Raw genomic sequence first — 25,137 nt, 5'->3', positions numbered from 1 at the left:
ATAGTGAGTGCCAGGGCAAACGAGGAACTGAGATGAATCGCTACGTCGCCTTTTTGCATCAGGACGAAGGCCCCGGCTACGGCATCTCCTTCCCCGATTTTCCCGGCTGCATCAGCGCTGGCGAGACGCTTGATGAGGCCGTTAAAATGGGCACTGAGGCGCTTGCCGCCCATGCGGAAGTCATGCGCGATTATGGCGAAGTGATCCCGCTCCCCCGTGACCTTGACGCCATTCTGACAGACGACAGCCTTGCCGAATGGCTGGAAGGCGCGACCTTTACCCACGTGCCCCTCATCATGGACAAGGGCGCGTAACGCGCCTAGCGCCGCCCCACCTGAAGGGCTGCTATCCCTGTTTCGGCACACGCTTAGGGGGCGGTTTTCTTTTTGCGGCAGCCAGGTCAATTACCTCTGCCGGCGCTTTTTCCCCCTTCAATCCGGCCTCAATCCGCGCGCCGACAGCATCCGACAGAACCCGGATCGGGTCCGCATCGGGGCTCACGTACCGGCTCGTCATTGTCAGGTTCGAATGCCGCAGCAGATGGGAAATCATGAAGGCGTTGCTCCCAGCCTGTCCGGCGAAGGTTCCGACCGTATGTCGCAAATCGTGCAGGCGCACGTCATCGAGCCCCGCATGGGCGCGGATGCGCTGCCAGGCATTTTCAACCACCTCTTTGGACACGTGCCGCTTGGTGTCCGCATCACGGGGCAGCACCCAAGGCCCGCGCCGGGGCAGCCCGGCCAGGACAGCCAGCGCGCCCGCACCAACCGGATGCGCCCGCCGCCCGCCGCCCTTGCGCGCGGGGAAAGCCACGGTCCCAGCTTCCGCGTCCACGTGCACCCATTTGAGTTCCAGCACCTCTGACAGCCTTGCTCCCGTCAGCAAGAGCAACCGGACTGCCGCGATAGCGGGAGCGCTCACGGCCGCACGCCGGGCTTCGGTGTCCTTGGCAAGGTGCTTCAGCGCGTCGCCTTCCGCCTTGACCTTCCAGGGCAACCCCTTGGCTTCCGCTTCGTCCAGCGCCGCCCCAAGCCGGGCCAGCTCATCCATGTTCAGGAAGCGCTCACGTTCGGTTTCAGCGTAGCGCTTGACCAGCCGTGTCGGGTTAGAGTTTTCGGGACGGATGCCCCAGGTTTCCGCCAAATTGAATGCCTTTGACAGGATCGCAAGGGCGAGGTTCGCCTGTCGCGGCGTGTCCGCCAGGGCTTTGTGCAGCTTGACCACATCCGCGCGCGCGAAGCTCGCCAGCTTGTTCTTGCCGATGCGCGGCTTCAGAACCTTCTCGACCACCCGTGTTGCGTGAACGAGCGTGGTAGCAGCGTTGTGCACCTCGACATGCTCGGCGAGGTACTTGTCCAGCAAGTCGGCAACGGTTTCCGCCGTCCGCAGTGCCTGCCGTTCTGCCGCCGGATCACGGCCCATTCGCACCTCGACCAGCTTTGCAGCAGCCAGTTTGCGCGCCTGATCCGGCGCAAGCTCACCGTGGCGGCCAATTACCATCCGCCGCGTCCGTCCCGCCTCTGTCCGATAGGCGAGAACATAGCTCTTCACCCCCGCCGGAGTGATCTGCAAGCCAAAGCCTTTCAGGGCATCATCCCACAAAAAGCTAAGCTTTTCCTGAGGCTTGGCGGCATCGACAACCCTTTTGGTCAGGTTGGGCATCGCAGTTCCGGGCCTTTCTGTCCGATGACGACCATGACAACCCCTGCCAAAACAGTGACGACCTTAAATCATTGTAAAACAACAATAATGACGACCATGACGGCAATGACAGCCTTCGCCATATACTACATAAACGTAAGCTCGCACGTTGCACCCGGCCACGCCGCCAGGTCGAACCACCCACCCTCTGCGAGCTTTCCATATAAGCACCGTATAAGCAGAAGGTGTCAAATTGCATCGCAGACCATCGCAAGCGCTTCATGCTAACTATTTGATTTTGCGTAATCCGTAGTAACCAATCGTATCAGGTGATACATATAAGATGAGATTTGTAATCAGGGGGTCACGGGTTCGAACCCTGTTGCCGGCACCATTTTCCCGATCCCGCTCCGCCTGACCTGGCGCCCTGATGCGAGCCTGAGGGCTTGACCGGTCAGGACGCCCCAGACCCATCAAAACGCGCAGGTGTTGTCCGGGACCAATTGCAGATTGTCACATTCGGGTGTCCCGCAGTAGATAGGGTGTCGGCCTCAGGACAGTCTGTCCGTCTGGCCGCATGTGTCCTGCCGCCGGCCGGATGCCGGCTGCCAGACAGGCAAAACGCGCGGAGCAGAACGGATGCCGATCGCCGGATCCCATTTCAAGAACAGCTACACGTTCACGATCACCGGGATGACGGCGAAGTACGAGGGCTTGCGCCCTGCGCTTGAAGCCAATGCCAAGGCTGTGATCGAGTATCTGTCGAACCATGTCGCCTGGCGCGGCACGCTTGACTTCGTCCTGGCGCTGGAGACGCCGACGACCGAGCACAAGGATGGACTGCTGCCCTCCTACGGTGGCCGGGACGCTGCAACGGGACATACCTTCGCCGGCGCGGAGGCCCTGACCGGGCGCGACGCCAACGGCGCGGACTTCGATGCGGGCGCCTCCCTCTATCCCGCCCTCGACGGGACACTGCGGAACTACGGCTCGCCACTCTACATCGACCCCGCGCCCAATGTCCTGGCGAAGCCGGTCATCCCGGCCGGACACCATGACTTCTTCTCCATTTACCTGCACGAGGTCCTGCATTCGCTCGGGATCTGGTCAACGGCGCAGCACGGTGACAGCGTTTTCGGCAAGACGACCTTTGACGGGCTGACGGTGCAGCGCAACGGCCAGTGGTTCTTTGCCGGGCCGGAAACCCGCAAGCTTCTCGGGCAGGATCTGCCCCTGGACACACAGGGGTCGCGCGACCACTACGCCACCAAGGTCAGGCCGGACGGGCAACCCGATCCGGTCGATCGCGGCCTGATGTGGCAGTTCGGCAATTACGAGCAGAACCGCTGGCAGCTTGGCCAGGTCGACCTCGCCATCCTCAAGGATCTGGGCTTCACCGTTGCCAATCTCGACTGGCTGCAACGGACGGAGCCCGACGACCGCGACCTGTTCAAGGACCGGATCCTGACTGGCGACGGCGGCAACAACCTGTTCCGCGGCGGACAGACGCCGGATGTCGTCGACGGCAAGGGCGGCATCGACATCTTCTACGTCGCCGCCCCGCGGGCCCTGTCGACCCTGACCCTGTCGGGCAAGGGGGCCGTGCTGGCCTCGCCAGGCGGGGGCATCGACACGCTGACCAGCATTGAGCGCATCGGCTACCAGGATGGAACCCTGGCAGTCGATCTCGACGGCAATGCGGGACAGACCTACCGGCTCTATCAGGCCGCCTTCGCCCGGACGCCGGACACCAAGGGGCTGGCCCACAATGTGGCCCTCATGGATGAGGGGCTCTCCCTCAAGGCCCTCTCGGCCGGCTTCATCGGGTCGGCCGAATTCATCCAGCGCTACGGCCAGTCCACCTCCGACACGACCTTCGTCAACGCCCTCTACATGAATGTTCTCGGGCGGACTGCGGATGATGCGGGGCTGAAGGGATGGCTCGACCGCCTCGGCAACGGCAGCTGGTCCCGGCCGGATGTGCTGATCGGCTTCTCGGAAAGCGCCGAAAACAAGGCGCTGGTCGGCAGCGCGATCGCCTCGGGGATCTGGCTGGGGGCGGACGTCAGCATCTGACCGGCAGGGAGACGGCACGCCGACGCTCGGGTCTGCCGCGCCTCCCTCCCGCTTTTCCCCGCATCCGCCCTTGACCACCCGCGCGTGAAAATGTCAGGGGGAGGCGGATGGCCGGGCGGGTGTGCGCGTCGGCCGCGAGACATCTTTGCGAACCGGTCCGGCGCGCAAGCCGGCAGCAGGCGGTGATCCCCGGGTCGCGGCCGTGCCTGTCGTGCTCCAAGCGCCGGCAACAAAGGACCCACGATGGCCAGCACGCTTGCTGAGATCGGCCTCATCGGCCTTGGCACCATGGGTGCCGCCCTTGCCCTCAACATCGCCGAAAAGGGCTTTCCCATCGCGGTGTTCAACCGCACGACGGAGGTCACCCGCCGCTTCCACGCCGAAGCGGGCGCCCTGGCGGCCAATGTCATCCCGACCGAGAGCCTGGCCGATCTGGTCGCCAGCCTGAAGCGGCCGCGCGCGATCATCCTGATGGTTCCCGCCGGTCAGGCCGTGGATGACCAGATCGCGGCGCTGGCGCCCCTCCTCGACAAGGACGACCTCGTCATCGACGCGGGCAACGCCAATTTCCACGACACCAACCGCCGCGCGGCGGCTGGCCTGCCGATGCGCTTTCTCGGCCTCGGCGTGTCGGGCGGCGAGGAAGGCGCGCGCCATGGTCCCTCGATCATGGGCGGCGGCCTGAAGGCCGACTGGGACCGGGTCTCCCATATCCTGGACGCGATTTCCGCGCGGTACCAGGACATTCCCTGCGCCACCTGGATGGGCGAGGCCGGCGCCGGCCATTTCGTCAAGGCGGTGCACAACGGGATCGAATATGCCGACATGCAGATGATCGCCGAGATCTACGGCATCCTGCGCGACGGGCTGGGTCACACGGCCGGCGACATCGGGGCGCTGTTTGCCGCCTGGAACGAGGGCGTGCTGCGGTCCTATCTCGTTGAAATCTCGGCTGCCGTCTCCGAGGCCACCGATCCGGCGACGGGCAAGCCGATGCTGGACGTGATCCTCGACAGCGCCGGCCAGAAGGGCACCGGCCGCTGGACCGCCATCGAGGCGCAGCATCTGGCAACGCCGGTGCCGGTGATCGAGGCGGCCGTGATGGCGCGCAACGTCTCCGCCCGGCTGGACGAGCGCAAGGCGGGCGAGGCCCGCTTCGGCGCGGCGCCCAAGCGTCTCGCCGGGGCAGACGCGCCGTCCGCGGCCACGCTGGAACAGGCGATGATCGCCGGCAAGATCCTCTGCTATGCGCAGGGGTTTGCCATGATCTCGGCAGCCTCCGACAGCTTCGGCTGGTCGCTGCCGCTGCCGGAGATCGCCCGCGTCTGGCGCGCCGGCTGCATCATCCGCTCGGACATGCTGAACGACATGGCCTCGGCCCTGACCGAGAACCCGGGCCGCAACCTGATCCTCGCGCCTGATTTTGCCGCAAGGCTCGAGGCGACCATTCCGGCCCTGCGCCAGGTGGTGGCGCTCGGCGCGCTGAACGGCCTGCCGGTGCCCGCCCTTGCGTCGGGTCTGGCGTGGTTCGACCTGATGCGGACGGCCCGCGGCACGGCCAACATGATCCAGGCGCAGCGCGATTTCTTCGGCGCGCATGGCTTCGACCGGCTCGACGGCCGCGACATCCACCATGGTCCCTGGGGCAGCTGAGCCCGGACGGCCCGGCGCCTGATCCGGACCAACGGGCGAACACACCGGAGGGCTCCGCAGCGATGCGGGGCCCTTCGGGTTTTGGCAAGATGCGGAAGCAAGCGGTCGCCGCCCGGCCAACAGGCCGCGCGCCGGGTGCCCGGGATCAGTTGGAGGTCGACACGCTGCGGGCCAGGACCTCGACCTCCCGGTCCTCGCCGGAGACGACCGTGAAATTGCGGCTGTAGTTGGTGCCATTGTTGCGGGCGATGACTTCATACTCGCCGGCCGCCAGGACGAAGGCCGGAAAGGCACCGGTCTCTTCCACGACGATGTCGCCACCGGGCGTCAGGACCGTCCAGCCGGTGTTGGCGATCGCCTCGCCGCCGGCCTCGTTCACCAGCTTCAGCGTGATCTCCGCCGCCTCGTGGAACAGGGTGGCCGAGGTGAGCTTGCCCGCATCGACGCTGAGGTCCGCGCGCACCACCGCGTTCACCTCGCCATAGCGGCTGGCCACATGGTAGGTGCCGGAATTGAGCCGGACGATCGCGTCCGGCTTCACGCCACCGACGATCAGGTTCCGCTCGCCCTGGGTGTTGTAGTCCATGCCGTAGATGTCGAAGCGAATGTCCTCGGCCGGCAGCGGATCGTCCGCGCTGAGGCCGGCCTCGAGACGGATGCCCCCGGCGTTCAGCACCACGGTCTTGGAGTAGACACCACGCCCGACCACCAGCCGGTTGGTGACCCCGGCAAAGCCGTAGGACGTGTGGATCAGATAGGCGCCCGGATCGAGGCGGAACTCCGCATCGCCGCCCATGGCGGTGGCAATCAGTTCCAGCTCGCCGTTGTCCCTCGGCGTCTCGGAATAGACGCGCCAGACCAGACCGTCCGTGATCTGCGCGCCGCCCTCGGTGAGCCGGGCCACCAGATAGACTGCGCCCTTCTGCGTTTCCTCGATGTCGCCGGGACCGAGCGCGCGCGAGGGCGCGTAGGGCAGCAGGGTGCTGTTGAAGCCCGGCGACGGCGCCGCTGTGGCCGGAGCGGCTGGCCTGGAATTGGGCTGGGATCCGGGCTGCGATCCAGACTGGGAACCGGGCTGGGCACCCGCAGCCTGGCCGGCACCGGCGGCCGCGCCTGTCGGGCCGTCAAGCGGGTTGGGCAGACCGGTCACGGCCGGCGCATTGGGATCGGGCTTGGCTTCGGGAGCCGGCGGAAGGGCTTCCCCCGTATCCTCCTGCGCGCCGGTGCCCGGATCACCGGCACCGTCACTGCCTGATCCGCCCCCGCCAGGGCTGCCGGGACCATCCGGGCCGGGCCTGTCTGCCGGACCCGGTCCCCCCTCGCCACCGGGACCTGCCGCCTCGCCGGCCGGAGCGGAGCGGTCCTGCGCGCCAGCCGGCATCGGTGCGGGCGCGAGCAGGAGAGCCAGCACCACGGCGAGGGCCTGCACCGGCCGGACGAGCGCCTTCAGTTCGGTCATCGGTTGGGTCAAGCCTTGGCAGTCCCTGTTGTGTTCGGTTCCCGGACGCACGTCGGGCGGCGTCGCCGGAGCCTGCGCCAGCGCAGGGCGGGGCAGGCCGGAAAGACGGGATAGAGGCCCGAAAATCAGGCGAATTCAAGTCTGATGCAAGTGCGGTTGACAAGGCGGCGGGAAAGCCGTCCAGATGCGCTCCCGTCCTGACAGTTCCCGGAACAGCGGATCCATGTCCTCCCACACCCCTGCCCGCCCCGAAGTCCTCGAGTTCCTGCTGAGCCGCCGGTCGCATCCGGCCGTCAGCCTCACCGCCCCCGGCCCCGACGCGCCGACGCTGGAGAAGATCCTGACCGCCGCCGCGCGCGTGCCGGACCACGGCAAGCTCGCCCCCTGGCGCTTCGTGCTCTACCAGGGCGACGCCCGCGCGCGAATCGGGCTCCGGCTGGCGGAGATGGCGGAGGCGCGCTTCGGTCCGCTTGACGAGGCACGCCGGCAGCAGGAGCTGACGCGCTTCACGCGCGCGCCGCTCGTCGTCGGGGTCTTTTCCCGCGCGGCCGTGCATCCCAAGATCCCGGTCTGGGAGCAGGAGCTGTCCGCCGGCGCGGTCTGCATGACGCTCGTGACGGCGGCCACCGCCGCAGGCTTCGGCGTACAGTGGGTGAGCGAATGGATCGCCTTCGATGCCGATGCCATCGCCTTCCTGGGCGGCCAGCCGGATGAAAAGGTCGCCGGCTTCGTGCACATCGGCACCGCCTCGCAGCCGCCCTTCGAGCGCCCCCGTCCCGTGCTGGCCGACATCACCAGCACCTGGACCGAGGCCTGAGCGATGTTCTTTGCCCCCGGAGAGCACAAGGCGGCCGGACTGTCGCACAATCCGTTCAAGGCGCTTGTGGCCCCCCGCCCGATCGGCTGGATCTCGACGCTGGACGCCGAGGGGCGCGCCAACCTGGCGCCCTACAGCTTCTTCAATGCGGTCGACGATGCGCCGCCGATCGTCATGTTCTCCTCCAGCGGCTGGAAGAACACGGTCGCCAATGTGGAGGCAACGGGTGAGTTTGTCTGCAACATCGCCACGGAGGATCTCGCCCGGCAGATGAACACGACCTCGGCCAGCGTGCCGGCCGGCGTTGACGAGTTCGAGCTGGCCGGGCTTGCCAAGGCCCCTTCCCGGCTGGTCCGTGCGCCCCGGGTGGCGGCGGCCAAGGCCGCGCTGGAATGCCGCCTGCTGCAGGTGGTGGAGCTGACCGCGCTGGACGGGACCGCCTGCGACGCCCGCGTCGTCTTTGGCCAGGTCATCGGTCTGCATGTCAGCGAGGATGTGGTTGTCGACGGCAGGATCGACATGGCCCGCCTTGGCCTCCTCGCACGGCTCGGCTACATGGACTATGCCGTGACGCGCGAGGTCTTCGCGATGAACCGTCCGGGGGCGTGAACCGCCCTCCCTGGCAAAACTGACCTTGCGGGATCAGGCGAGCGCGTTAAGGTTGGCGCTGGCCCGAGTCGCCTGGCCGCGGCAGTCCGGGGCGCTGCAGGCGCTCCCGTCGCGCCGCTCCGGTGCCCGCCGCCCTGCCCCACCTGTCAGGATTGACAGGAGTATCGGCGGCGAAGCGGTTGAAAAGACGCCTCTTTTCCCCCATGCATCTCGCGCGTTAACCATTTGTTAACCATTATGGCTCGATCTTAACCATAGTTAACAAACATCGAGGAGACGGCGTCATGCGTGTTGCAGATACCACCTCGATCGCGTCCCGGATCGAGCAGGCATTCCAGACGGCAAGCACCAGCACGGGGACGTCCTTTGACTACCTGGTGAAGACGGCTGCACGCGAATCCTCGTTCCAGCCGGCCGCCCAGGCCAGCGCCTCGACCGCCACGGGCCTGTTCCAGTTCGTCGAGCAGACCTGGCTCGAGACAGTCAAGGAATCCGGCGCGCAGCATGGCCTGGAGGCCTATGCGGCCCAGATCGAGCGCACCGCCAGCGGACGTTACGCCGTGGCGGACCCGCAGATGCGGCAGGAGATCCTGGACCTGCGCAAGAACCCGGAAATCTCCTCGCTGATGGCCGGGGCGCTGACCCAGAAGAACGCCGGGTTCCTGCAGGAGCGGCTGGGCCGGCCGGCCAGCGACGGCGAGCTCTATATCGCCCATTTTCTCGGCGCCCAGGGCGCGACCCGGCTGATCACCGGTGCCAGCGTTTCACCGGACGCCCGCGCCGATGCGGTTTTCCCCGCCCAGGCCAAGGCCAACCGCGCGATCTTCTATGAGCGTGACGGCTCGCCCCGCAGCCTGTCGGAGGTCTATGCCAATCTCGTGGGCAAGCACGAGAACTTCTCGCTGATTGCCAATGCCAGCACCGTTTCGCCGCCCGCCGCCAAACCGGCACCGACGGCCGTGCTCGCCTTTTCCGACGAGGCCTCGCAGCGGGTGGACAATGCCTTCCGCGCGACCGACACGAACGCCCCGTTCGAGGCGCTGTTCCGCACCGAAGGCACCGAGACCGCAGCCAGCATGGATGCGTCCTTCCTGTCGGCCTTCGCCAGCGTGCCCGAAGGCCGCCCCTTTGACCGGGCGGTGGGCGGCTCGCGCATGGTCGCCCAGGTGACCGGCAACAGCTTTGCCCAGTCCTTGTTCCAGGACGGCGGCCCGCTCGACCTGACCGGCTTCCTGAGCTACCGCGAGCGCGACGAGGGCAAGGACCTGATGCCGCCGGTGTAAGCCGGCTTCATGCCCGCAGCCGTTATGGTGAACCGAACGTTAAGCCTTTGCATGGCACGCTCCTGACATGGATTGCGTGCCGCAGGGTCAAGAGTTCGGTCAGCCATGATCATTCGCCAGTTTCTTCAGTGGATCGACACCGCACCGCCCGCAGCCCGGGCCGAGGCGACCGGTGCGCTTGCCCGGGCCTTCCTGCATTCGCCGTTGTCGGCGGAGGACCGCGCCGCCGCCGAGGCTGCGCTGACCTGGCTGCTGGATGACCCGGCGCCGGAAGTCCGGTTTGCCATGGCTGATGTCTTCGCCCGCCGGGCAGACGCGCCCCGCCATCTCGTCCTGTCGCTGATGCATGACCGCAGCGAGATCGCCGCGCTCGTCGCCGGCCACTCGCCGCTGGTGCCCGACAGCGACCTGATCGATCTGGCCGCCGCAGGCGATCTCGCGGTGCAGATGGCGATTGCCGCCCGATCCGACCTGTCGGCGCCCGTTGCCGCGGCGCTGGCAGAAGTGGCGCCGGCCTGCGTCTGCGCCGTCCTGCTCGACAACGAGACCGCCCGGCTTCTGGCGTTCAGCCTGTCGCGGCTGGCGGAGCGCTTCGCGACCGAGACGGACCTGCGCAACCGCCTGCTTGCCCGTCCCCATCTGCCGCTGCCGGTGCGCCACAGGTTGCTGACCGCCCTGACGGAAGGCCTGCGCGCCCGCGCGGTCGTCCTGGTCGGCTCGGACCCGGACGAGACGGCAACCTATCTGGACGAGGCCCAGGAACGGGCAACGCTCGTGCTGTGCAGCCAGGCCGGCGAGGACGCGTTGCCCGCCTTTGTCGAGCACCTGCGTGCGAGCGGCCAGCTCACCGCGCGTCTCCTGATCCGGGCCACGGGCACCGGTGACCTGCCGCTTCTCACCACCAGCCTGGCACTGCTCACAGGACAGGACCGCCGCAAGGTCGCCCTGCTGCTCGAAAGCGGACGCGAGGCGGCGCTGCGCGCCCTCATGACCAGCGCCGGACTGCCCGCCCGCACCCATGCGGTGCTGGTGCCGGCCCTCATTGCCTACCGGACGCTGGAGGCGGATCCCCGCGAGATGGCCGCGCCCCTGCTCGTTCGCCAGGTCATGGACCAGGTGGCGCGCACGCTCGAATCGGACCCGGAGGCGGCAACGGCAGCCGGCGAGGATCTCGTGCAGCTCGTGCGGCTTCTGGCGCTCGAGGCGGCCCGCAGCCAGGCCCGTCACTTTGTTGAAAGTTCCCGCCAGGCAGCATGAGAGCGGCATGAGGCAGGCGTGAGGCATGGGTCGCGCCGGCCAGGCCTCGACCGAAGGGCGCGCGGCGTGCCGGGTCAGGCGTCGGGATCGACGGCCCGCCGCAGATAGTCCGCCGTCACCTCGCGCAGCCGCTCAAGCAGCTGCACACCGAGCCTGTTGCTCTCGTCGCGTGCCTTCTCGCTCACCATCGCCCGGATCGCCTCGACGTGCTGACGCAGCAGCACGGCCGGCACCTGCTCGAGCGCCGGCACCGTCTCGATGAGATGGCACAGGCTGCCGGCCACCGACCCGACGAGCGGATAGCCCAGCGTCTGCGACTGGCCCTTGATGTTGTGGGCGGCCTGATACAGCGGATCGAGGGTCTCGCGGGACAGGCCATCCCGGTCGATCGCCTCCCAGGCTGTCCACAGCGCGGCCGCCTCGGTGTCCATCCAGCCATCGAAATGACCGGAGAGGCGCTGCAGTGCGGCCTCGGCCGCCTTGACCGGATCGAACCTGGCCGCCTCGCGCGGACTGAGGACACGCACCTTCTTGCGCAAGTCCTTCGGCGGCGTCACGAATTCGACATCGCTGCCGAAGTCCTGCTCGTCGGACTGGTCGTTGCCGGACATGTTTGACTCCTCTGGGAGAGCCAGCCCCACCCCGGCCAGCCATTGCAACCTGGGAGGAAGCTTGCCGTCTTGAGGCTAAAAAAGCGTTGCGCCTCAGTACCGGAACATCTCGCTCAGGATGCGCTCGTCCCAGCCATGCTCGGGATCGAACATCATGACGCAGGACGAGGCGGTGTCCTCGCGCACGCTGACCTTCGACACGTTGCGGATCTCGGTGTGATCGGCTGCCGCACTCACCGGCCGCTTGCCCCCTTCCAGCACCTCGATGTCGACCACGGCCCGGTTGGGCAGCAGCGCGCCACGCCAGCGCCGTGGACGGAAGGCGCTGATCGGCGTCAGCGCCAGGAGCGGCGCCGAGATCGGGAGAATCGGGCCATGCGCCGACAGGTTGTAGGCCGTGCTGCCGGCCGGAGTGGCAATGAGGCAGCCGTCGCATATCAGCTCGTCGAGCCGGCGGCGACCGTCAACGAAGATGCGCAGCTTCGCCGCCTGGTAGGTCTGGCGCAGCAGCGAGACCTCGTTGATGGCACGCGCCGTGTGATGACCGCCGGACTGGTCCACCGCCTGCAGGAACAGGGGATGGATCGTGGTCACGTCGGCGGCGGCAAGCCGCGCCAGCAGGTCCTCCTCCCGATACTCGTTCATCAGGAAGCCGACGGACCCCCGGTTCATGCCGTAAATGGGAATGCCGGAGTTCATGAAGCGGTGCAGCGTCTGCAGCATCAGCCCGTCACCGCCAAGCGCGACGATGACATCCGCATCCTCGGGCGAGGCATTGCCATAGCGGGCGGCCAGCGCCGTCAGGGCCTGCGTCGCCTCGTCCGTATCGCTGGCCACCAGCGCGATATGTCCTGGCCTGATCTGTGGTCTGGTCATCGCACGTCCCGGCCTATGCCCTTGACCCGCCTTACCGAACTGCGGGGAGGCCCACTAAACAGCATCCCGCCGCCCGCGCCAAGTCTCGTGCAGGCCGAACGGGTACGCCCGGATCAGAAGTCCAGGGGGGCGTTGTCGATGACCTCCTTCATGACGAAGAAGGTCCGCGTCTGGCGCACCCCGGGCAAGGCGATCAGCGCCTCGCCATGCAGACGGTTGAAATCCGCCATGTCGCGCACCCGGATCTTGAGAAAGAAGTCGAAATCGCCCGCCACAAGATGGCAATCGAGCACGAAGGCCAGACGCCGCGCCGCGGCCTCGAAGGCGGCAAAGCTCTCGGGCGTCGAGCGGTCGAGCTCGACACCGACGATCACCAGCGCGCCCCGCTCGACCTTCTGCGGGTTGATGTCGGCGCGGATCGCGCGGATGTAGCCGTCCTCGATCAGGCGGCGGACGCGGCGGTGGCAGGTCGCGGCGCTGACATGCACCGCATCCGCCAGCTCGGCATTCGACATCCGGCCATCCTGTTGAAGAAGCTTGAGAATCTTTCGGTCGATCCGGTCCAGATCATCAGCCATGAAAGATCCTTTCAGAAATGACGGATTGGATTCAGCATTTGCGACAGACACTGTCCTGTCATGACGAGAATGCAGCAGAGAGAGCCGCAACTCTGAAAGGACCTTCGGCGAAGCGCGATGCTAGCGTCAAGCCTGCATCCCCCGCCTTTCAGCACAGGAGGTCCCCATGCTGCATCTCGACAGGTTCCCGCGTTACCCCCTCACCTTCGGTCCGACACCGATCGAGCCGCTGCCGCGTCTCAGTGCAGCCCTCGGCGGCAAGGTCGCCCTCTATGCCAAGCGGGAGGACTGCAATTCCGGCCTCGCCTTCGGCGGCAACAAGCTGCGCAAGCTGGAATACATCGTGCCCGACGCAATCGCCTCCGGGGCCGACACGCTGGTCTCCATCGGCGGCGTGCAGTCCAACCACACGCGCATGGTGGCCGCGACGGCCGCCAAGATCGGCATGAACTGCGTCGTGGTGCAGGAAAGCTGGGTTCCGCACGAGGATGCCGTCTATGACCGCGTCGGCAACATCCTGCTGACACGCCTGATGGGGGCCGACAGCCGCATCGTGCCGGACGGCTTCGACATCGGCATCCGCCGCAGCTGGGAAGACGCGATCCAGTCGGTGAGGGACGCCGGCGGAAAGCCCTACGGCATTCCCGCCGGCGCCTCGGTCCACCCTCTCGGCGGGCTCGGCTATGTGGCCTTTGCCGAGGAGGTGCGGGCGCAGGAGGCCGAGCTGGGCTTTGCCTTCGACTACATCATTGTCTGCGTGGTGACGGGATCGACCCAGGCCGGGATGATCGTCGGCTTTGCCGCCGACGGGCGGGCCGAGCGGGTCATCGGCATCGACGCGTCCGGCACCCCCGCCCAGACCCGCGCACAGGTGCGCGAGATCGTCGACCGCACCGCCCATCTGGTGGAGCTGGGCCGACCGGTCCGCGATGCGGAGATCGTGATCCTCGAGGACTACGCCTATCCGGCCTATGGCGTTCCGAGCGCCGAGACAAACGCGGCGATCCGGCTGGCGGCGCGCACCGAGGCGATGATCACGGACCCGGTCTACGAGGGCAAGTCGATGCAGGGGATGATCGACCTCGTCCGCAAGGGCTTCTTCCCGGAGGGCGCGAAGGTGCTCTACGCCCATCTCGGCGGCGCCCCGGCGATCAACGGCTACAGCTACGCCTACCGCAACGGCTGAGGCGCGCCGCCAGAGGCACGCAGCCCCTGGCGCACGCAGCCCCCGGGCGCATGAAGCACCTTGCAGACGAAGGAAATTGCCGACGAAGTACCTGGCAGACGAAGTACCTGGCAGACGAAGGCCCGGCACGCTGGTGCGTGCCGGGCCCGTGATCCTCGCGCCTCAGCCGGCGGATCAGCTCATCTTTTCCTTGAGCGGCGCGACGATGCGCCGCTCGAACCAGTTGCGCGGAGGCTGCTGCACCGGGCTCGGGGCAAGCTCCAGCACCCGCTCCTGCAGATAGGCCATGACGCCGTTCTGGTCCTTGAAGCCGGCGACATCCTCATAGGGCACGGGCTTGCCGACCCGGACCACGATGGCCGAGCCGAGAATGCGCCGGAACTCCCGCACGAGCAGCGCCAGCCGCAGCGTCAGCGAGAAGCCGCTGACGAAATGGAACAGCGGCGAGTTCTGCCCCTCGAAATAGATCGGCAGCACGGTTGCCTTGGCAGAGCGGATCATCTTGGCGGTAAAGTTCTTCCAGGGGAGTTCCTCGGCCCGCCCGAAGGGCTTGCGGGCCGTGGCCACTCCGCCACCCGGGAAGACGATGACGGTCACGCCTTCCTGCAGCAGCCGCAGCGCCTCGCGCCGGGTGTTCATGTTGGTGCGCAGCGCCTCTTCCGTTTCCTCGAAGTCGACGGGCAGCGAATAGGGCCGGACTTCCGGCACCTTGAGCAGCTCGTTGTTGATGAGGATCTTGAACGGACGGCCAAGCTGCTCGGCCAGCGACAGGATCGCCAGCCCGTCACCGATGCCGTAGGGATGATTGGCGATGATGACCAGCGGTCCGGACGGCAGGTTGGCCGGCGGCCATTCGCCCGAGGCGAACCACACCCGCAGGTCGATCAGGCGCAGGAGCTCGGTCCAGATCTGCGGCGACACGCCGACGGCCGCCGCTTTCCAGTGTTCATAGATGGCCAGAAGCCGCTTGCGGCCGGACAGGCCCTCGACGCCCCGGATCACCCAGCGCTTGAGCGGGGGATGGGCTGGATTGGCATAGCTGAATTCCGCGTGTTCCACCGCCTGGATCCATCAGCTTCTGGCTGCCCGCCGGCAGCCGCACCCACGTCTGTCGATCAGCCTGCGCAAGGCCGACCGGTCTGGCAAGCGCCGCAGCGGGAGAAAATCCCGCCACGGCAAATTTTCTGTGAGCAGGCCGGCGTCAGCGGGCCGCGCGCTTGAGGTCCGGGGCCACCGCTTCCTCGACAAAACCGGCAATGGCCGCCTCGAGCGCCATCGAGGTCTGGTCGGACGCCCCGAGCCGGCGGACGTTGACGGTCCGCTCCTCGGCCTCGCGCTTGCCGCAGACGACGATGACAGGCACCTTCGCCAGCGAATGCTCACGGACCTTGTAGTTGATCTTCTCGTTGCGAAGGTCAAGGTCCACGCGCAATCCTGCCTTGCGCATTGCCTCATGCACCTCGCGGGCATAGTCGTCCGCATCCGAGGTGATGGTGGCGACGACGACCTGCTTGGGCGCGAGCCAGAGCGGGAAGTGACCGGCAAAGTTCTCGATCAGGATGCCGAGGAACCGTTCCATCGAGCCGCAGATGGCGCGGTGGATCATCACCGGCGTCTTCTTCTCGCCGTCCTTGTCGACAAAGAACGCGCCGAAGCGCTCCGGCAGGTTGAAGTCCACCTGGGTGGTGCCGCACTGCCACTCGCGGCCGATGGCATCCTTGAGCGTGTACTCGAACTTCGGCCCGTAGAAGGCGCCCTCGCCGGGCAGGATCCCGGTCTTGATGCGCCCGCCCGACTGCTCCTCGATCTGCTTCAGGACGCGGGTCATCACCTCTTCGGCATGATCCCAGAGCTCGTCCGAACCGACGCGCTTTTCCGGACGGGTCGACAGCTTGACCACGATCTCGTGGAAACCGAAGTCCTCGTAGACCGACAGGATCAGGTCGTTGATCTTCAGGCACTCGGCCGCCATCTGCTCTTCCGTGCAGAAGATGTGCGCGTCGTCCTGGGTGAAGCCGCGCACGCGCATCAGCCCGTGCATGGCGCCCGAGGGTTCATAACGGTGCACGACACCGAATTCCGCCATGCGCAGCGGCAGATCGCGGTAGCTCTTGAGGCCATGCTTGAAGATCTGCACGTGGCCGGGGCAGTTCATCGGCTTCAGCGCGAAGATGCGCTCGTCCTCGGCATCCGGATCGGCGCACTGCACGGAGAACATGTTCTCCTTGTACCAGCCCCAGTGACCGGAGGTCTCCCACAGCGAGGTGTCGAGCACCTGCGGCGCGTTGACCTCGTCATAGTCGCCCGACAGGCGGCGGCGCATGTAGGCGACCAGGCTCTGGAACAGGCTCCAGCCCTTGGCATGCCAGAACACGACGCCCGGGCCTTCCTCCTGGAAGTGGAACAGGTCCATTTCGCGGCCGAGCTTGCGGTGATCGCGCTTCTCGGCCTCTTCCAGCATGTGCAGGTAGGCCTTCAGGTCGGCCTCATTTGCCCAGGCGGTGGCATAGATGCGGGTCAGCATCTCGTTGTTGCTGTCGCCACGCCAGTAGGCCCCGGCGACCTTCATCAGCTTGAAGGCGTCCCCGATCTGGCGCGTGGAGGCCATGTGCGGGCCACGGCAGAGATCCAGCCACTGGCCCTGACGGTAGATCTTCAGGTCCTGGCCTTCGGGAATGGCATCGACCAGCTCGACCTTGTAGGTCTCGCCCTTGGCGGCAAAGTAGCGCTTGGCCTCCTCGCGGCTCCAGACTTCCTTCGTGAAGGCTGCCCCGCGCGCAATGATCTCGCGCATCTTCTTCTCGATGACCGGCAGGTCCTCGGGCGTGAAGGGCCAGTCCTCGCGGGTGTCCGGATGCACGCGCTTGAAATCGTAGTAGAACCCGTTCTCGATCACCGGTCCGATGGTGACCTGGGTCCCCGGCCACAGTTCCTGCACCGCCTCGGCCATCACGTGGGCCGCATCGTGGCGGATCAGCTCGAGGGCGCGCGGGTCCTCGCGGGTCACGATCTCGATGCGCGCATCGGCCGTGATCGGGTCGGACAGGTCGCGCAGCTCGCCATCGAGGGTCATCGCCACGGCCTTCTTGGCCAGCGACTTGGAAATGCCCTCGGCGACCGCCGCACCCGTGGTGCCGGCGTCGTAGGAGCGGATGGAATTGTCGGGGAACGTCAGATGGATCATCGTCGTCTCCTGCTCACTCCTGCAGACGAGGCAGGTAAGCGTTGGGGGGTCAAAGGACGGCGTTTCCATACGGGATTTTGCCGGAGGCGGCAACCGCAGGCGGGCGCAGGCTCCGGCTTCGCACCGGGATGATGCGCCGCGGCAACGAAAATAGATCGCGGCTGCAACAGTTTGGCGACAGCCGGTGCAGCCGTCCGTTACAGCCAGCGCTGGTCGGGCGGGATATGGGCACCGGTCCAGCGGCCATAGCGCCAGGGCAGATACCAGCGCGCCGACGGCGGCAGCCCCTCGGGCACCGGATCATGCCCGGAGGCGCCATAGGGGTTGCAGCGCAGGATGCGCGACAGGCCGAGCCAGCCGCCGGCCCAGAAGCCGAAGCGCAGGATCGCCTGGCTGGTGTAGTCGGAACAGGTGGGCAGATAGCGGCAGCCCCGCCCCATCAGCAGCGACAGCGAATGCCGATAGACCCAGATGAGCCCGAGCGCGAGCCGGGCCGCCGGCGATGGTCGCCCCGGCCCGAACAGGGACAGCGCCACGCCACCCCCGGTGCCGGCCCGGGCCGCAGGGTCCGTATCGGGCAGGCTGGCCTGCCCTGTCCGGATCGACGCTGTCCGGATCGGGCCTGTCTCGGTCGGGCCTGTCTGGGTCGGGCCTGTCTGGGTCGGGCCTGTCTCGGTCAGGCAATGGCGGCACATGGTCGACTCCGGCCTGTCCTTCCGTCGAGGCGATGTCAGGTCGCGGCCGCAGGGGCGGTCTCGAGCTGGTCGAGCGCCGCAACCACGGCATCGAAGGTCAGCAGCGTCGAGGCGTGACGGGCCTTGTAGTCGCGCACCGGCTCGAGGAACCGGAAGTCGGCAAAGCGGCCCTCCGGCGGCGGCCCGTTTTCCTTCAGCATCGCGGTGACGGTCCGGCGCAGCGCGCGCAGCTCCGCCGACGACGCCCCGATGATCGTCCTCGCCATGATGGAGGCCGCCGCCTGCCCGAGCGCGCAGGCCTTCACGTCCTGCGCGAAGTCCGTGACCACCCCGTTCTCCAGCTTGAGATCGACCACCACGGTCGAGCCGCAGAGCTTGGAATGGGCCTTGGCCGTCGCATCGGGCTCGGCCAGCCGGCCAAGCCGGGGAATGTTGCCCGCGTAGTCGAGGATCCGGGCATTGTAGATGTCGTCGAGCATGGGCACTCCAGAATGGACACACCGGGACGGCCGGACGGACCCGATCAGGCAGGCCAGACCGCACCTCCCGGATCAAGCAACCCGGACCAGATGACCCGGGCCAGACACCCTGGTCCAGACACCCTGGACCAGACAACCCGGACCAGACAACCCGGACCAGAGAACCCGGACCGTGTAACCCGGGCCGCCTCCGGAGGGGCACACCTGCCGCCCGGAGCGGATCGACCGCGACCGGTCACCTTTGCGTGATGCCGGACCACGGACATGCCGGAGCAGCGGGCGTCTGCGGGCCATGGGGTCTGCAGGCAATGGGGTCTGCGGGCCATGGGCGTCTGCCGACAGCGGGCCGCCGCGACCGTCCGTGTCGCCGCTTTTGCACGCTGCCGCAACCGTCTATATAGAGCGTCGCACGTTCCGGTGCAGCCCGCCAGATCGCAAGAATGCCGTAACCCCGGTTACAGGATCTTCACCCTCCCGGCAGGAGCCGAGCCCCGGAATGCCAGTCCCGGCACCACGGCCAGTGATCCGGATTGCGGCAGGGCCCGTACTTGACCCATGATGTGACCAGTGAACGAGGACTGACCATGGACGCCATCCTGAAGCCGGCAGACAAGACCGCCGCCCGCAAGGCTCCGCACGAACTCGTGCGCCCGAGCCGTGAGGAAGCCGAAGCGGCAGTCCGCACGCTTCTGGCCTATCTGGGCGATGACCCGGAGCGCGAGGGGCTGCTCGACACGCCGAAGCGCGTGGTGAAATCCTATTCCGAACTCTATGCCGGGTATTTCGAGGACCCGGTCGAGCACCTGAAGCGTACCTTCGAGGACGTGGGTGGCTATGAGGACATGGTGCTGGTGCGGGGCATCCCGTTCCATTCCCATTGCGAACACCACATGCTGCCCTTCATCGGCACGGCGCACATCGCCTACTACCCGAACGGGGGCGTCGTCGGCCTGTCGAAGCTCGCCCGGGTGGTGGACATCTACGCCAACCGCCTGCAGACCCAGGAAAACCTGACGTCGCAGATCGTCTCGACCATCGACGAGCACCTGCAGCCCCGCGGGCTCGCCGTGATGCTGGAAGCCGAGCATCAGTGCATGACCATGCGCGGTGTGCAGAAGGCCGGCGTGTCGACGATCACGACCCAGTTCACCGGCGTGTTCCGGGACGACCCGGCCGAACAGGCGCGGTTCCTGACCCTGATCCGCGGCGGCGCCCGCTGATCGCGCCGCACTGAGGCGCTTGCGGCATCCCTCGACCGGATGCGCGCGCACGGTCTTCAGGCCCTGCCGGAGCAGCCCGGCGGGGCCTGATCCGTTTCGGCGGGCCGACGGTGCCGGCGGCCGGTCCGGCTTCCGGCTGGCGAACCGCGCGGATGTAATGGTATGACACTGCCGACGCCGGCCGCGCCCGTCCCGCCTTCTCCGGAAGCGGGGCAGGCCCTGCCGGCAAACCGGACCAGTCCCGTCCCGACGCCGCCTGGTCCGCGACGCAAATCGCCAGGCCGGCCCCCTCCTTCGTCCGCGGACGGCGGAGGTCCTGCCGTCATGGGGCGAGCGGAGCCAAGGCTCCGCCGTCCCTCCCCGGGGGCCCGCACCGCCAGCAACGAGGTGTTCACGTGTCCATCAAGGACTTCGAGCCGCGCGGCTCACGCACGGAGGTCGAGAATGGCCTCTCCTTCCAGCCCAAGTTCGACGAACTCGGCCTGATCGCCGCCGTGGTCTGCGACGCCACGAGCGGTGACCTGCTCATGGTCGGCTACATGAATGCCGAGAGCCTGCGCAGGACCATCGAAACCGGCGAGGCCTGGTACTGGAGCCGCTCGCGCCAGGAGTACTGGAAGAAGGGCGGCACGTCGGGGCAGGTCCAGACGGTGCGCGAGATCCTGACCGACTGCGACCAGGACGCCCTGTGGCTGAAGGTGGACGTGGGCGGCAACGGCGCCACCTGCCACACCGGTTACCGGTCCTGCTTCCACCGCGCCCTGGTGCCGCATGATGACGGCCGCGTCGGCCTGCGCCTCGTGGAAGACCACAAGGTCTATGACCCGTCCGAGGTCTACGGCCACAGCCACGGCTGAGCCTGGCAAGGGCCTTCAGGCCCGGGCTGCCGCGCCCCGACACGAACGCCCTCGGTCTGCCGCCAAGGCCCTGCGCCTGCCGCCAGACAAAAAAGGGGACGGCCGCACGCCGTCCCCCGATGTGGTTTCGGAGGGAAGCCGGCTCACGCCATGGCGATGTAGTGGCGCATCTGCTCGGCTTCCTGTTCGACCTGGGCGATCCGGTGCTTGACGATGTCGCCGATGGAGACAAGACCGATCACCCGTCCGCCGGAGACGACCGGCATGTGACGGAAACGCCCGGAGCTCATGCCGGCCATGACGGAATTGATCGTGTCGGTCTCGCTGCAGGTCACAACGGCACGGGTCATGACCGTCGAGACCGGCTGCTGCAGGGCGGCCGGCCCCTGTTCCCCGATGACGCGCACCACGTCCCGTTCCGAGACGATGCCTTCGATGTGACCGGCCCCGTCGGTGATCACGATCGCACCGATGCGCTTTTCGGACAGTGTCTTGCAGATGTCGCCGAGCGGGTCGGAGGCCCGGGCCGTGACGACGTCGCGGCCCTTCTGGTTGAGGATGCTGGCAACCGTCATGTGCACTCTCCCTTTTGTCTGTCCGCGTCCCGCTTCGCGTCTCCTCCTGCGAAGCGGTATGACCGCATGATGACAGCAAAAGAGCGCGGGGCGCAAACGCTGCGTTAGGACGAAGTTAACCCTCAGCCGCGCCGGCGCAGCGGGTCCATCAGGGGAAAGGCCAGCAGTCCGGTCACGAAGCCGCCGACGTGAGCCTCCCAGGCAATGCCGCCGCCACCGGTCAGCGCGTCGCCCCACAGGCCGAAGACAGTGTTGAGGATGAACCAGACCGCAAAGTAGAGCCGCACCTGGCGGTTGGCTGCCAGTTCGGCCAGGGTCATGCGTGGAACGCGGTAGGCCGCCGGATCCGAACGGTGCCCCCCGCCCAGCGGGCCGCCGCGCTGGAAGATGAACATCAGCGCCCCCGCGGTCAGGCCGGAAACCGCCGCCGAGGCCCCGACAACAGGCCTGAGGTCATCGGCATGCAGCGCCAGATGCAGCGCCGCGCCACCGACCGCGCAGGCAACGAAGAAGGCAAGGAAGCTGAACGTGTCGAAGCGCCGCGCCAGCGCGCTGCCGAAGGCGACGAGCCAGGCAAGGTTGAAGATCACATGTTCCCAGCCCCCATGCAGGAAGGCATAGGTCACGAAGCTCCAGACATCCGCGCCGCCATGCGGCAGCTCGGCCGCCAGCGGCGTCCCGGCGTAGCGCAGCGGCCAGAAGGCGAAGGCCAGCAGCAGATCGAAATCCTGGTCAGCGCTGAGCAGCCACTGCCGCCCGGCCTCGATGCCGATCATGATCGCCGCAAGCGCGAGGATGACGGTGGGGACGTTGAACATCGGAGCGGGCGCCTCGGGCCCCCGGACGGGAAATGGCTGGTTCATGTGATCCTGGTATCCGCTTTCCCCTTGTGCCGGGCTGGTGTGCCGCGCGCGGGGACTGCCTGTGGATGTGGTCCGGAACCGGGCCGCTGGCAAGCGGAAGAGTGATCACGTTCGGGACAAGGGTAAACGCAGGACCGGTGCGCAGCCGGGCGTCCGGCGCAGGTGAAGGCGCTCGCCCCCTGGCACGAGCCCCGAAACAGGGCGCGCCCGCCACCGGCAAACCGGTGACGGGCGCTGCTCCTGTCGCGTCCCCGCGCTCCCCTCGTAACTCGTGCGCCGCCGCAGGACCGGCCTGCTTGTTTCAGGTCTCGCGTCATCTGCTGGCCCCAGAGTGTCACATCAAGACGTAACGGCAAGTGAAAGGTTCGATTAACCTTAACAGACCCCTAACGCCCGAGCGGTCGTGACCGCGCCGGCCCGCCCTCTCCCCGCCCTCCCCTCGCCCAATCCTTGCGCCTTCCGCGCCCTGTTCGCCCCTTGCCCGCGTCGTGTCCCGGCTGGCACGCCACGTGCTTGGTAAACGCAAAGTAACGATTTCGGCCCGCCCGCTGTCCCGCTTCGGAACACGGACCGGCCATGGGATGCGCCAGGAAGGATCAAGGGGATCATGAAGCACGCCATCAATCGCACCCTGTACCAGTACTGGGACGAGCTGCGCGGCTCGCGGACGGCGCCGAACCGGTCGGAGATCGATCCGGGCCGGATCCGCACGCTGCTGGGCGACACCTTCATCCTCGAGGCCGTCGACAAGGACACCTATCGCTACCGCCTCGCCGGCACCCGCCTGTGCTCGACCCATTGCCGCGAGCTGAAGGGCCGCAATTTCCTGCGCGGCTGGGGCGACAAGGACCGCGAGGCGATGGCAACGATGCTGGCTGCCATCACCGATGACGCGGCAGCGGCGGTGCTGGGCATCGACGGGCACACGGAGCGCAGCCACGTGCTGAAGATGGAAATGCTGCTGCTGCCGCTGCAGGTTCCGGGCGAAGGTCGCAGCCGCATCCTGGGAGCCTGCGCCTATTTCGAGCGCCCCTACTGGCTTGGCCTGCATCCGATCCTGAGCCAGTCGATTTCCAGCCTGCGGCTCATCTGGCCGGACGAGCGGCCGTCGTTCCTGCTCAATGGCGGCGAGGGCCGCAGCTCCGTGCCGACGCTGCCGCGCCACACCCCGGCCGTACCGCCCGCGCTGCTGGGAGCGGCACGGCAGGTCCGCCACCTGACGGTGATCGACGGCGGGAAATCCTGATCCGGTGTCGTGAAATCACCGGATGTTAACCCTCCCTGCCTAACGTTGCCGGTGCGGCATCCGCATGTGCGGGTGCCGGGAAGAGGACCAGGGACCCCATGGCGCCCGCGCAGGCAGCGAAACTGTCGATCTCTCTTGCCAACAAGGGCACCGACCGACGCCGTCACCAGCGGGTCCGGGTGAACATCCTTGGCCGCTTCATGCTGGAGAACCGTCAGGAGTATCCCTGTCAGGTGATCAACATGTCGCCCGGCGGCATGGCCATGATCACGCCGGTTGCCGGTCGTGTCGGCGAGAAGATCGTCGCCTATCTCGACCATATTGGCCGGGTGGAAGGGCGGATCGCACGGGAGATCGAGGGCGGATTCGCCGTCGAGCTGAACGCCACGCCCCGCCGCCGCGACAAGCTCGCCTCGGTCCTGACCTGGCTTGCCAACCGGCACGAGCTGAACCTGCCGGAAGACCGCCGCCACGAACGCTTCGTGCCGAAGAACCCGGTCACCCGGATCGTGCTGCCCGACGGCACCGCCTACATGTGCCGGATCCTCGACGTGTCCCTGTCGGGTGCTGCCCTGTCCTGCCCCGCGCGGCCGCCCATCGGCACGGAACTCGGCATGGGCAAGATGCGCGCCCGCGTCGTCCGCCATCTGGAGGACGGAATCGCGGTGGAATTCGCCGTGATCCAGAACCGCGCGCTGCTTGAGCAGCACATTTCCGGGGAAGACACGACCCCGGCCGGCTGACGCCAGCCCCGCGCGGGCTTGCCTGACATCTCGCAGCCCCTGCACGCGGCGGCCGGGTTTCCCGGGCCGCCTTCTTCCTGTTTGCGCTCCGGTTCCGGGTGTCCTGCACCGCCCGTCCCCTCTCGACGGGCGCAGGCGACCCCGCAGCAGCAGGGAATCCGGCAAAAAATCCCGGACTTGCGCGGATGGTTTCCGCAACCCTAATGGCCTTTTCGACCCTTTTCCGCCGGCCCGGCGCCGCCCGGCAGGCACGGCCGCGACCGGCGACCAGCCCCCTTGAGAGGCCGAAAGACATGGCGCGTCAGCCGCTTGGCAGAAGGTCGATAAAATTTGACTCAAAAGAGCCGACAACTTGAAGCGACATTGAATCAAATTCAAATAAAACTCATGTAAATTACAAATAGAAATTACAGAAACTCTGACCGCGCGACTTATAACCAAGTAAAAATCGGACTGTCATGTTGTTTTCAGCCTTGGGGAGGGCGACAACATGAGTTCGAAACCGAAGTTCAAACTTGTTCTTGCAGCGACCTGCCTCTCGACCGTGATGATGGCATCGTCTGCATCCGCAAATCCAGGCCGCTTCATGGCCATGTCCGGTGTGGCGTCTGCACCCGTGGGTCACCAGACCTTCTGCAGCGAAAACCCGGGTGCCTGCACCGGGGGCACACAGAAGCCGGTGGTGGTGAAACTGTCCGAACAGCGCTGGAACGAGCTGCTGCAGGTCAACGACACCGTCAACAAGTCGATCCGTCCGGTGACAGACAAGGTGCTGTTCGGACAGGTGGAATACTGGACCTACCCGACCGCGGGAGCAGGCGACTGCGAGGAATATGTGCTGGAGAAGCAGCGCGTCCTTGCAGCGGCCGGATGGCCGGCAAGCGCCCTGCTGATCACCGTCGTCAAGGACCTCAACAACGAGGGCCACGCGGTGCTCACGGTGAGGACGGACCAGGGAGACGTCATCCTGGACAACCAGATCGAGGCTGTCCTGCCATGGTATTCGACGCCGTACCGCTATGTGAAGCGGCAGTCGACGACAGATCCGTCCCAGTGGACGGCCATTTCCGACACCCGCGTCACCACGGTGGCCAGTATCGGGAAGTAACCTTCAGGGAGACCTGACGCAGTCCGGCCCGGTCGCGTCCCCACCCTCCCCATCCCTACCACGACCGGGTCGTGGGAGCCGGCTTGCCCCCGCAAGCCGGCTCCCGCCTTTTTCAGGCGGC

The 25,137-nt window shown here is 67.0% G+C and carries 24 protein-coding genes; 13 read left to right on the top strand and 11 right to left on the bottom strand.

The window, feature by feature from the left end:
• Window positions 1-32 precede the first annotated feature (32 nt).
• On the top strand, window positions 33-314 hold the full coding sequence (locus GWI72_RS03300) for a type II toxin-antitoxin system HicB family antitoxin (protein ID WP_161707855.1): 282 nt from the start codon (window positions 33-35) through the stop codon (window positions 312-314).
• Window positions 315-345: 31 nt separating this feature from the next.
• On the opposite strand, the gene GWI72_RS03295 is transcribed toward GWI72_RS03300, so the two are convergent.
• Window positions 346-1,662, bottom strand: coding sequence for a tyrosine-type recombinase/integrase (locus GWI72_RS03295; RefSeq protein ID WP_161707854.1), 1,317 nt, complete (start codon window positions 1,660-1,662; stop codon window positions 346-348).
• A gap of 618 nt (window positions 1,663-2,280) precedes the next feature.
• On the opposite strand from GWI72_RS03295, the gene GWI72_RS03290 reads away from it, so the two are divergent.
• Together GWI72_RS03290 and gndA are read left to right on the top strand one after the other, a co-directional pair.
• A complete protein-coding gene (locus GWI72_RS03290; RefSeq protein WP_161707853.1) occupies window positions 2,281-3,717 on the top strand; it encodes a DUF4214 domain-containing protein in 1,437 nt (478 codons plus the stop codon).
• A gap of 243 nt (window positions 3,718-3,960) precedes the next feature.
• A complete protein-coding gene (gndA, locus tag GWI72_RS03285; RefSeq protein WP_161707852.1) occupies window positions 3,961-5,370 on the top strand; it encodes an NADP-dependent phosphogluconate dehydrogenase in 1,410 nt (469 codons plus the stop codon).
• A 145-nt stretch (window positions 5,371-5,515) separates the two neighbouring features.
• Here the strand turns inward: gndA and GWI72_RS19975 are convergent, their stop codons facing one another.
• Entirely contained in the window at window positions 5,516-6,829 is a 1,314-nt protein-coding gene (locus GWI72_RS19975) for a hypothetical protein (protein WP_209000046.1), read from the bottom strand.
• A 223-nt stretch (window positions 6,830-7,052) separates the two neighbouring features.
• Between GWI72_RS19975 and GWI72_RS03275 the strand changes: the two genes are divergently transcribed.
• From GWI72_RS03275 to GWI72_RS03260, 4 genes are all read left to right on the top strand, one after another.
• Window positions 7,053-7,646, top strand: coding sequence for a nitroreductase family protein (locus GWI72_RS03275; protein WP_161707851.1), 594 nt, complete (start codon window positions 7,053-7,055; stop codon window positions 7,644-7,646).
• Between the two features lie 3 nt (window positions 7,647-7,649).
• Window positions 7,650-8,255: a flavin reductase family protein gene (locus GWI72_RS03270; protein ID WP_161675634.1), complete on the top strand. Its 606-nt coding sequence runs from the start codon at window positions 7,650-7,652 to the stop codon at window positions 8,253-8,255.
• 284 nt (window positions 8,256-8,539) lie between these two features.
• On the top strand, window positions 8,540-9,538 hold the full coding sequence (locus GWI72_RS03265; protein ID WP_161707850.1) for a transglycosylase SLT domain-containing protein: 999 nt from the start codon (window positions 8,540-8,542) through the stop codon (window positions 9,536-9,538).
• A gap of 105 nt (window positions 9,539-9,643) precedes the next feature.
• On the top strand, window positions 9,644-10,795 hold the full coding sequence (locus tag GWI72_RS03260) for a DUF2336 domain-containing protein (RefSeq protein WP_161707849.1): 1,152 nt from the start codon (window positions 9,644-9,646) through the stop codon (window positions 10,793-10,795).
• 74 nt (window positions 10,796-10,869) lie between these two features.
• Here the strand turns inward: GWI72_RS03260 and GWI72_RS03255 are convergent, their stop codons facing one another.
• The 3 genes from GWI72_RS03255 to GWI72_RS03245 all read right to left on the bottom strand — a co-directional run bounded on the left by GWI72_RS03255 (window position 10,870) and on the right by GWI72_RS03245 (window position 12,860).
• Window positions 10,870-11,406, bottom strand: coding sequence for an Hpt domain-containing protein (locus GWI72_RS03255; protein ID WP_161675631.1), 537 nt, complete (start codon window positions 11,404-11,406; stop codon window positions 10,870-10,872).
• Between the two features lie 93 nt (window positions 11,407-11,499).
• Entirely contained in the window at window positions 11,500-12,282 is a 783-nt protein-coding gene (locus tag GWI72_RS03250) for an NAD kinase (protein ID WP_161675630.1), read from the bottom strand.
• 113 nt (window positions 12,283-12,395) lie between these two features.
• On the bottom strand, window positions 12,396-12,860 hold the full coding sequence (locus GWI72_RS03245; RefSeq protein ID WP_161675629.1) for an Lrp/AsnC family transcriptional regulator: 465 nt from the start codon (window positions 12,858-12,860) through the stop codon (window positions 12,396-12,398).
• 166 nt (window positions 12,861-13,026) lie between these two features.
• Between GWI72_RS03245 and GWI72_RS03240 the strand changes: the two genes are divergently transcribed.
• On the top strand, window positions 13,027-14,046 hold the full coding sequence (locus GWI72_RS03240) for a 1-aminocyclopropane-1-carboxylate deaminase (protein ID WP_161707848.1): 1,020 nt from the start codon (window positions 13,027-13,029) through the stop codon (window positions 14,044-14,046).
• Window positions 14,047-14,220: 174 nt separating this feature from the next.
• Here the strand turns inward: GWI72_RS03240 and GWI72_RS03235 are convergent, their stop codons facing one another.
• The 4 genes from GWI72_RS03235 to GWI72_RS03220 form a co-directional block, all read right to left on the bottom strand.
• On the bottom strand, window positions 14,221-15,105 hold the full coding sequence (locus tag GWI72_RS03235) for a 1-acyl-sn-glycerol-3-phosphate acyltransferase (RefSeq protein ID WP_161675627.1): 885 nt from the start codon (window positions 15,103-15,105) through the stop codon (window positions 14,221-14,223).
• A 142-nt stretch (window positions 15,106-15,247) separates the two neighbouring features.
• Window positions 15,248-17,230, bottom strand: coding sequence for a threonine--tRNA ligase (gene thrS, locus GWI72_RS03230; RefSeq protein ID WP_161675626.1), 1,983 nt, complete (start codon window positions 17,228-17,230; stop codon window positions 15,248-15,250).
• Between the two features lie 197 nt (window positions 17,231-17,427).
• Complete coding sequence (gene yidD / locus GWI72_RS03225; protein WP_161707847.1) at window positions 17,428-17,766, bottom strand: membrane protein insertion efficiency factor YidD; 339 nt, start codon at window positions 17,764-17,766, stop codon at window positions 17,428-17,430.
• Window positions 17,767-17,960: 194 nt separating this feature from the next.
• Window positions 17,961-18,404: an iron-sulfur cluster assembly scaffold protein gene (locus tag GWI72_RS03220; RefSeq protein ID WP_161707846.1), complete on the bottom strand. Its 444-nt coding sequence runs from the start codon at window positions 18,402-18,404 to the stop codon at window positions 17,961-17,963.
• A gap of 584 nt (window positions 18,405-18,988) precedes the next feature.
• Here GWI72_RS03220 and folE point away from each other — a divergent pair.
• Together folE and hisI are read left to right on the top strand one after the other, a co-directional pair.
• Window positions 18,989-19,624: a GTP cyclohydrolase I FolE gene (gene folE, locus GWI72_RS03215; RefSeq protein ID WP_161675624.1), complete on the top strand. Its 636-nt coding sequence runs from the start codon at window positions 18,989-18,991 to the stop codon at window positions 19,622-19,624.
• Between the two features lie 395 nt (window positions 19,625-20,019).
• Window positions 20,020-20,481 (top strand): phosphoribosyl-AMP cyclohydrolase, encoded by a 462-nt coding sequence (gene hisI / locus GWI72_RS03210; protein WP_161707845.1) that lies wholly within the window; start codon window positions 20,020-20,022, stop codon window positions 20,479-20,481.
• 143 nt (window positions 20,482-20,624) lie between these two features.
• On the opposite strand, the gene GWI72_RS03205 is transcribed toward hisI, so the two are convergent.
• Window positions 20,625-21,056 carry a CBS domain-containing protein gene (locus tag GWI72_RS03205; RefSeq protein WP_161675622.1) on the bottom strand — a complete coding sequence of 144 codons (432 nt, stop codon included), beginning with the start codon at window positions 21,054-21,056 and terminating at the stop codon, window positions 20,625-20,627.
• A 122-nt stretch (window positions 21,057-21,178) separates the two neighbouring features.
• Window positions 21,179-21,874 carry a rhomboid family intramembrane serine protease gene (locus GWI72_RS03200; RefSeq protein ID WP_244314192.1) on the bottom strand — a complete coding sequence of 232 codons (696 nt, stop codon included), beginning with the start codon at window positions 21,872-21,874 and terminating at the stop codon, window positions 21,179-21,181.
• Between the two features lie 652 nt (window positions 21,875-22,526).
• Between GWI72_RS03200 and GWI72_RS03195 the strand changes: the two genes are divergently transcribed.
• From GWI72_RS03195 to GWI72_RS03185, 3 genes are all read left to right on the top strand, one after another.
• Entirely contained in the window at window positions 22,527-23,165 is a 639-nt protein-coding gene (locus GWI72_RS03195) for a PAS domain-containing protein (RefSeq protein WP_161675620.1), read from the top strand.
• 98 nt (window positions 23,166-23,263) lie between these two features.
• Window positions 23,264-23,908, top strand: coding sequence for a PilZ domain-containing protein (locus tag GWI72_RS03190; RefSeq protein WP_161675619.1), 645 nt, complete (start codon window positions 23,264-23,266; stop codon window positions 23,906-23,908).
• Between the two features lie 490 nt (window positions 23,909-24,398).
• Window positions 24,399-25,016 carry a transglutaminase-like cysteine peptidase gene (locus tag GWI72_RS03185; RefSeq protein ID WP_208995763.1) on the top strand — a complete coding sequence of 206 codons (618 nt, stop codon included), beginning with the start codon at window positions 24,399-24,401 and terminating at the stop codon, window positions 25,014-25,016.
• Window positions 25,017-25,137: the final 121 nt, after the last annotated feature.

It is taken from the genome of Pannonibacter sp. XCT-53, assembly GCF_009915765.1.
GTDB lineage: Bacteria > Pseudomonadota > Alphaproteobacteria > Rhizobiales > Stappiaceae > Pannonibacter > Pannonibacter tanglangensis.
The sequence above is the reverse complement of the archived record's forward strand: the minus strand, read 5'-3'. Positions and strand labels throughout refer to the sequence as shown.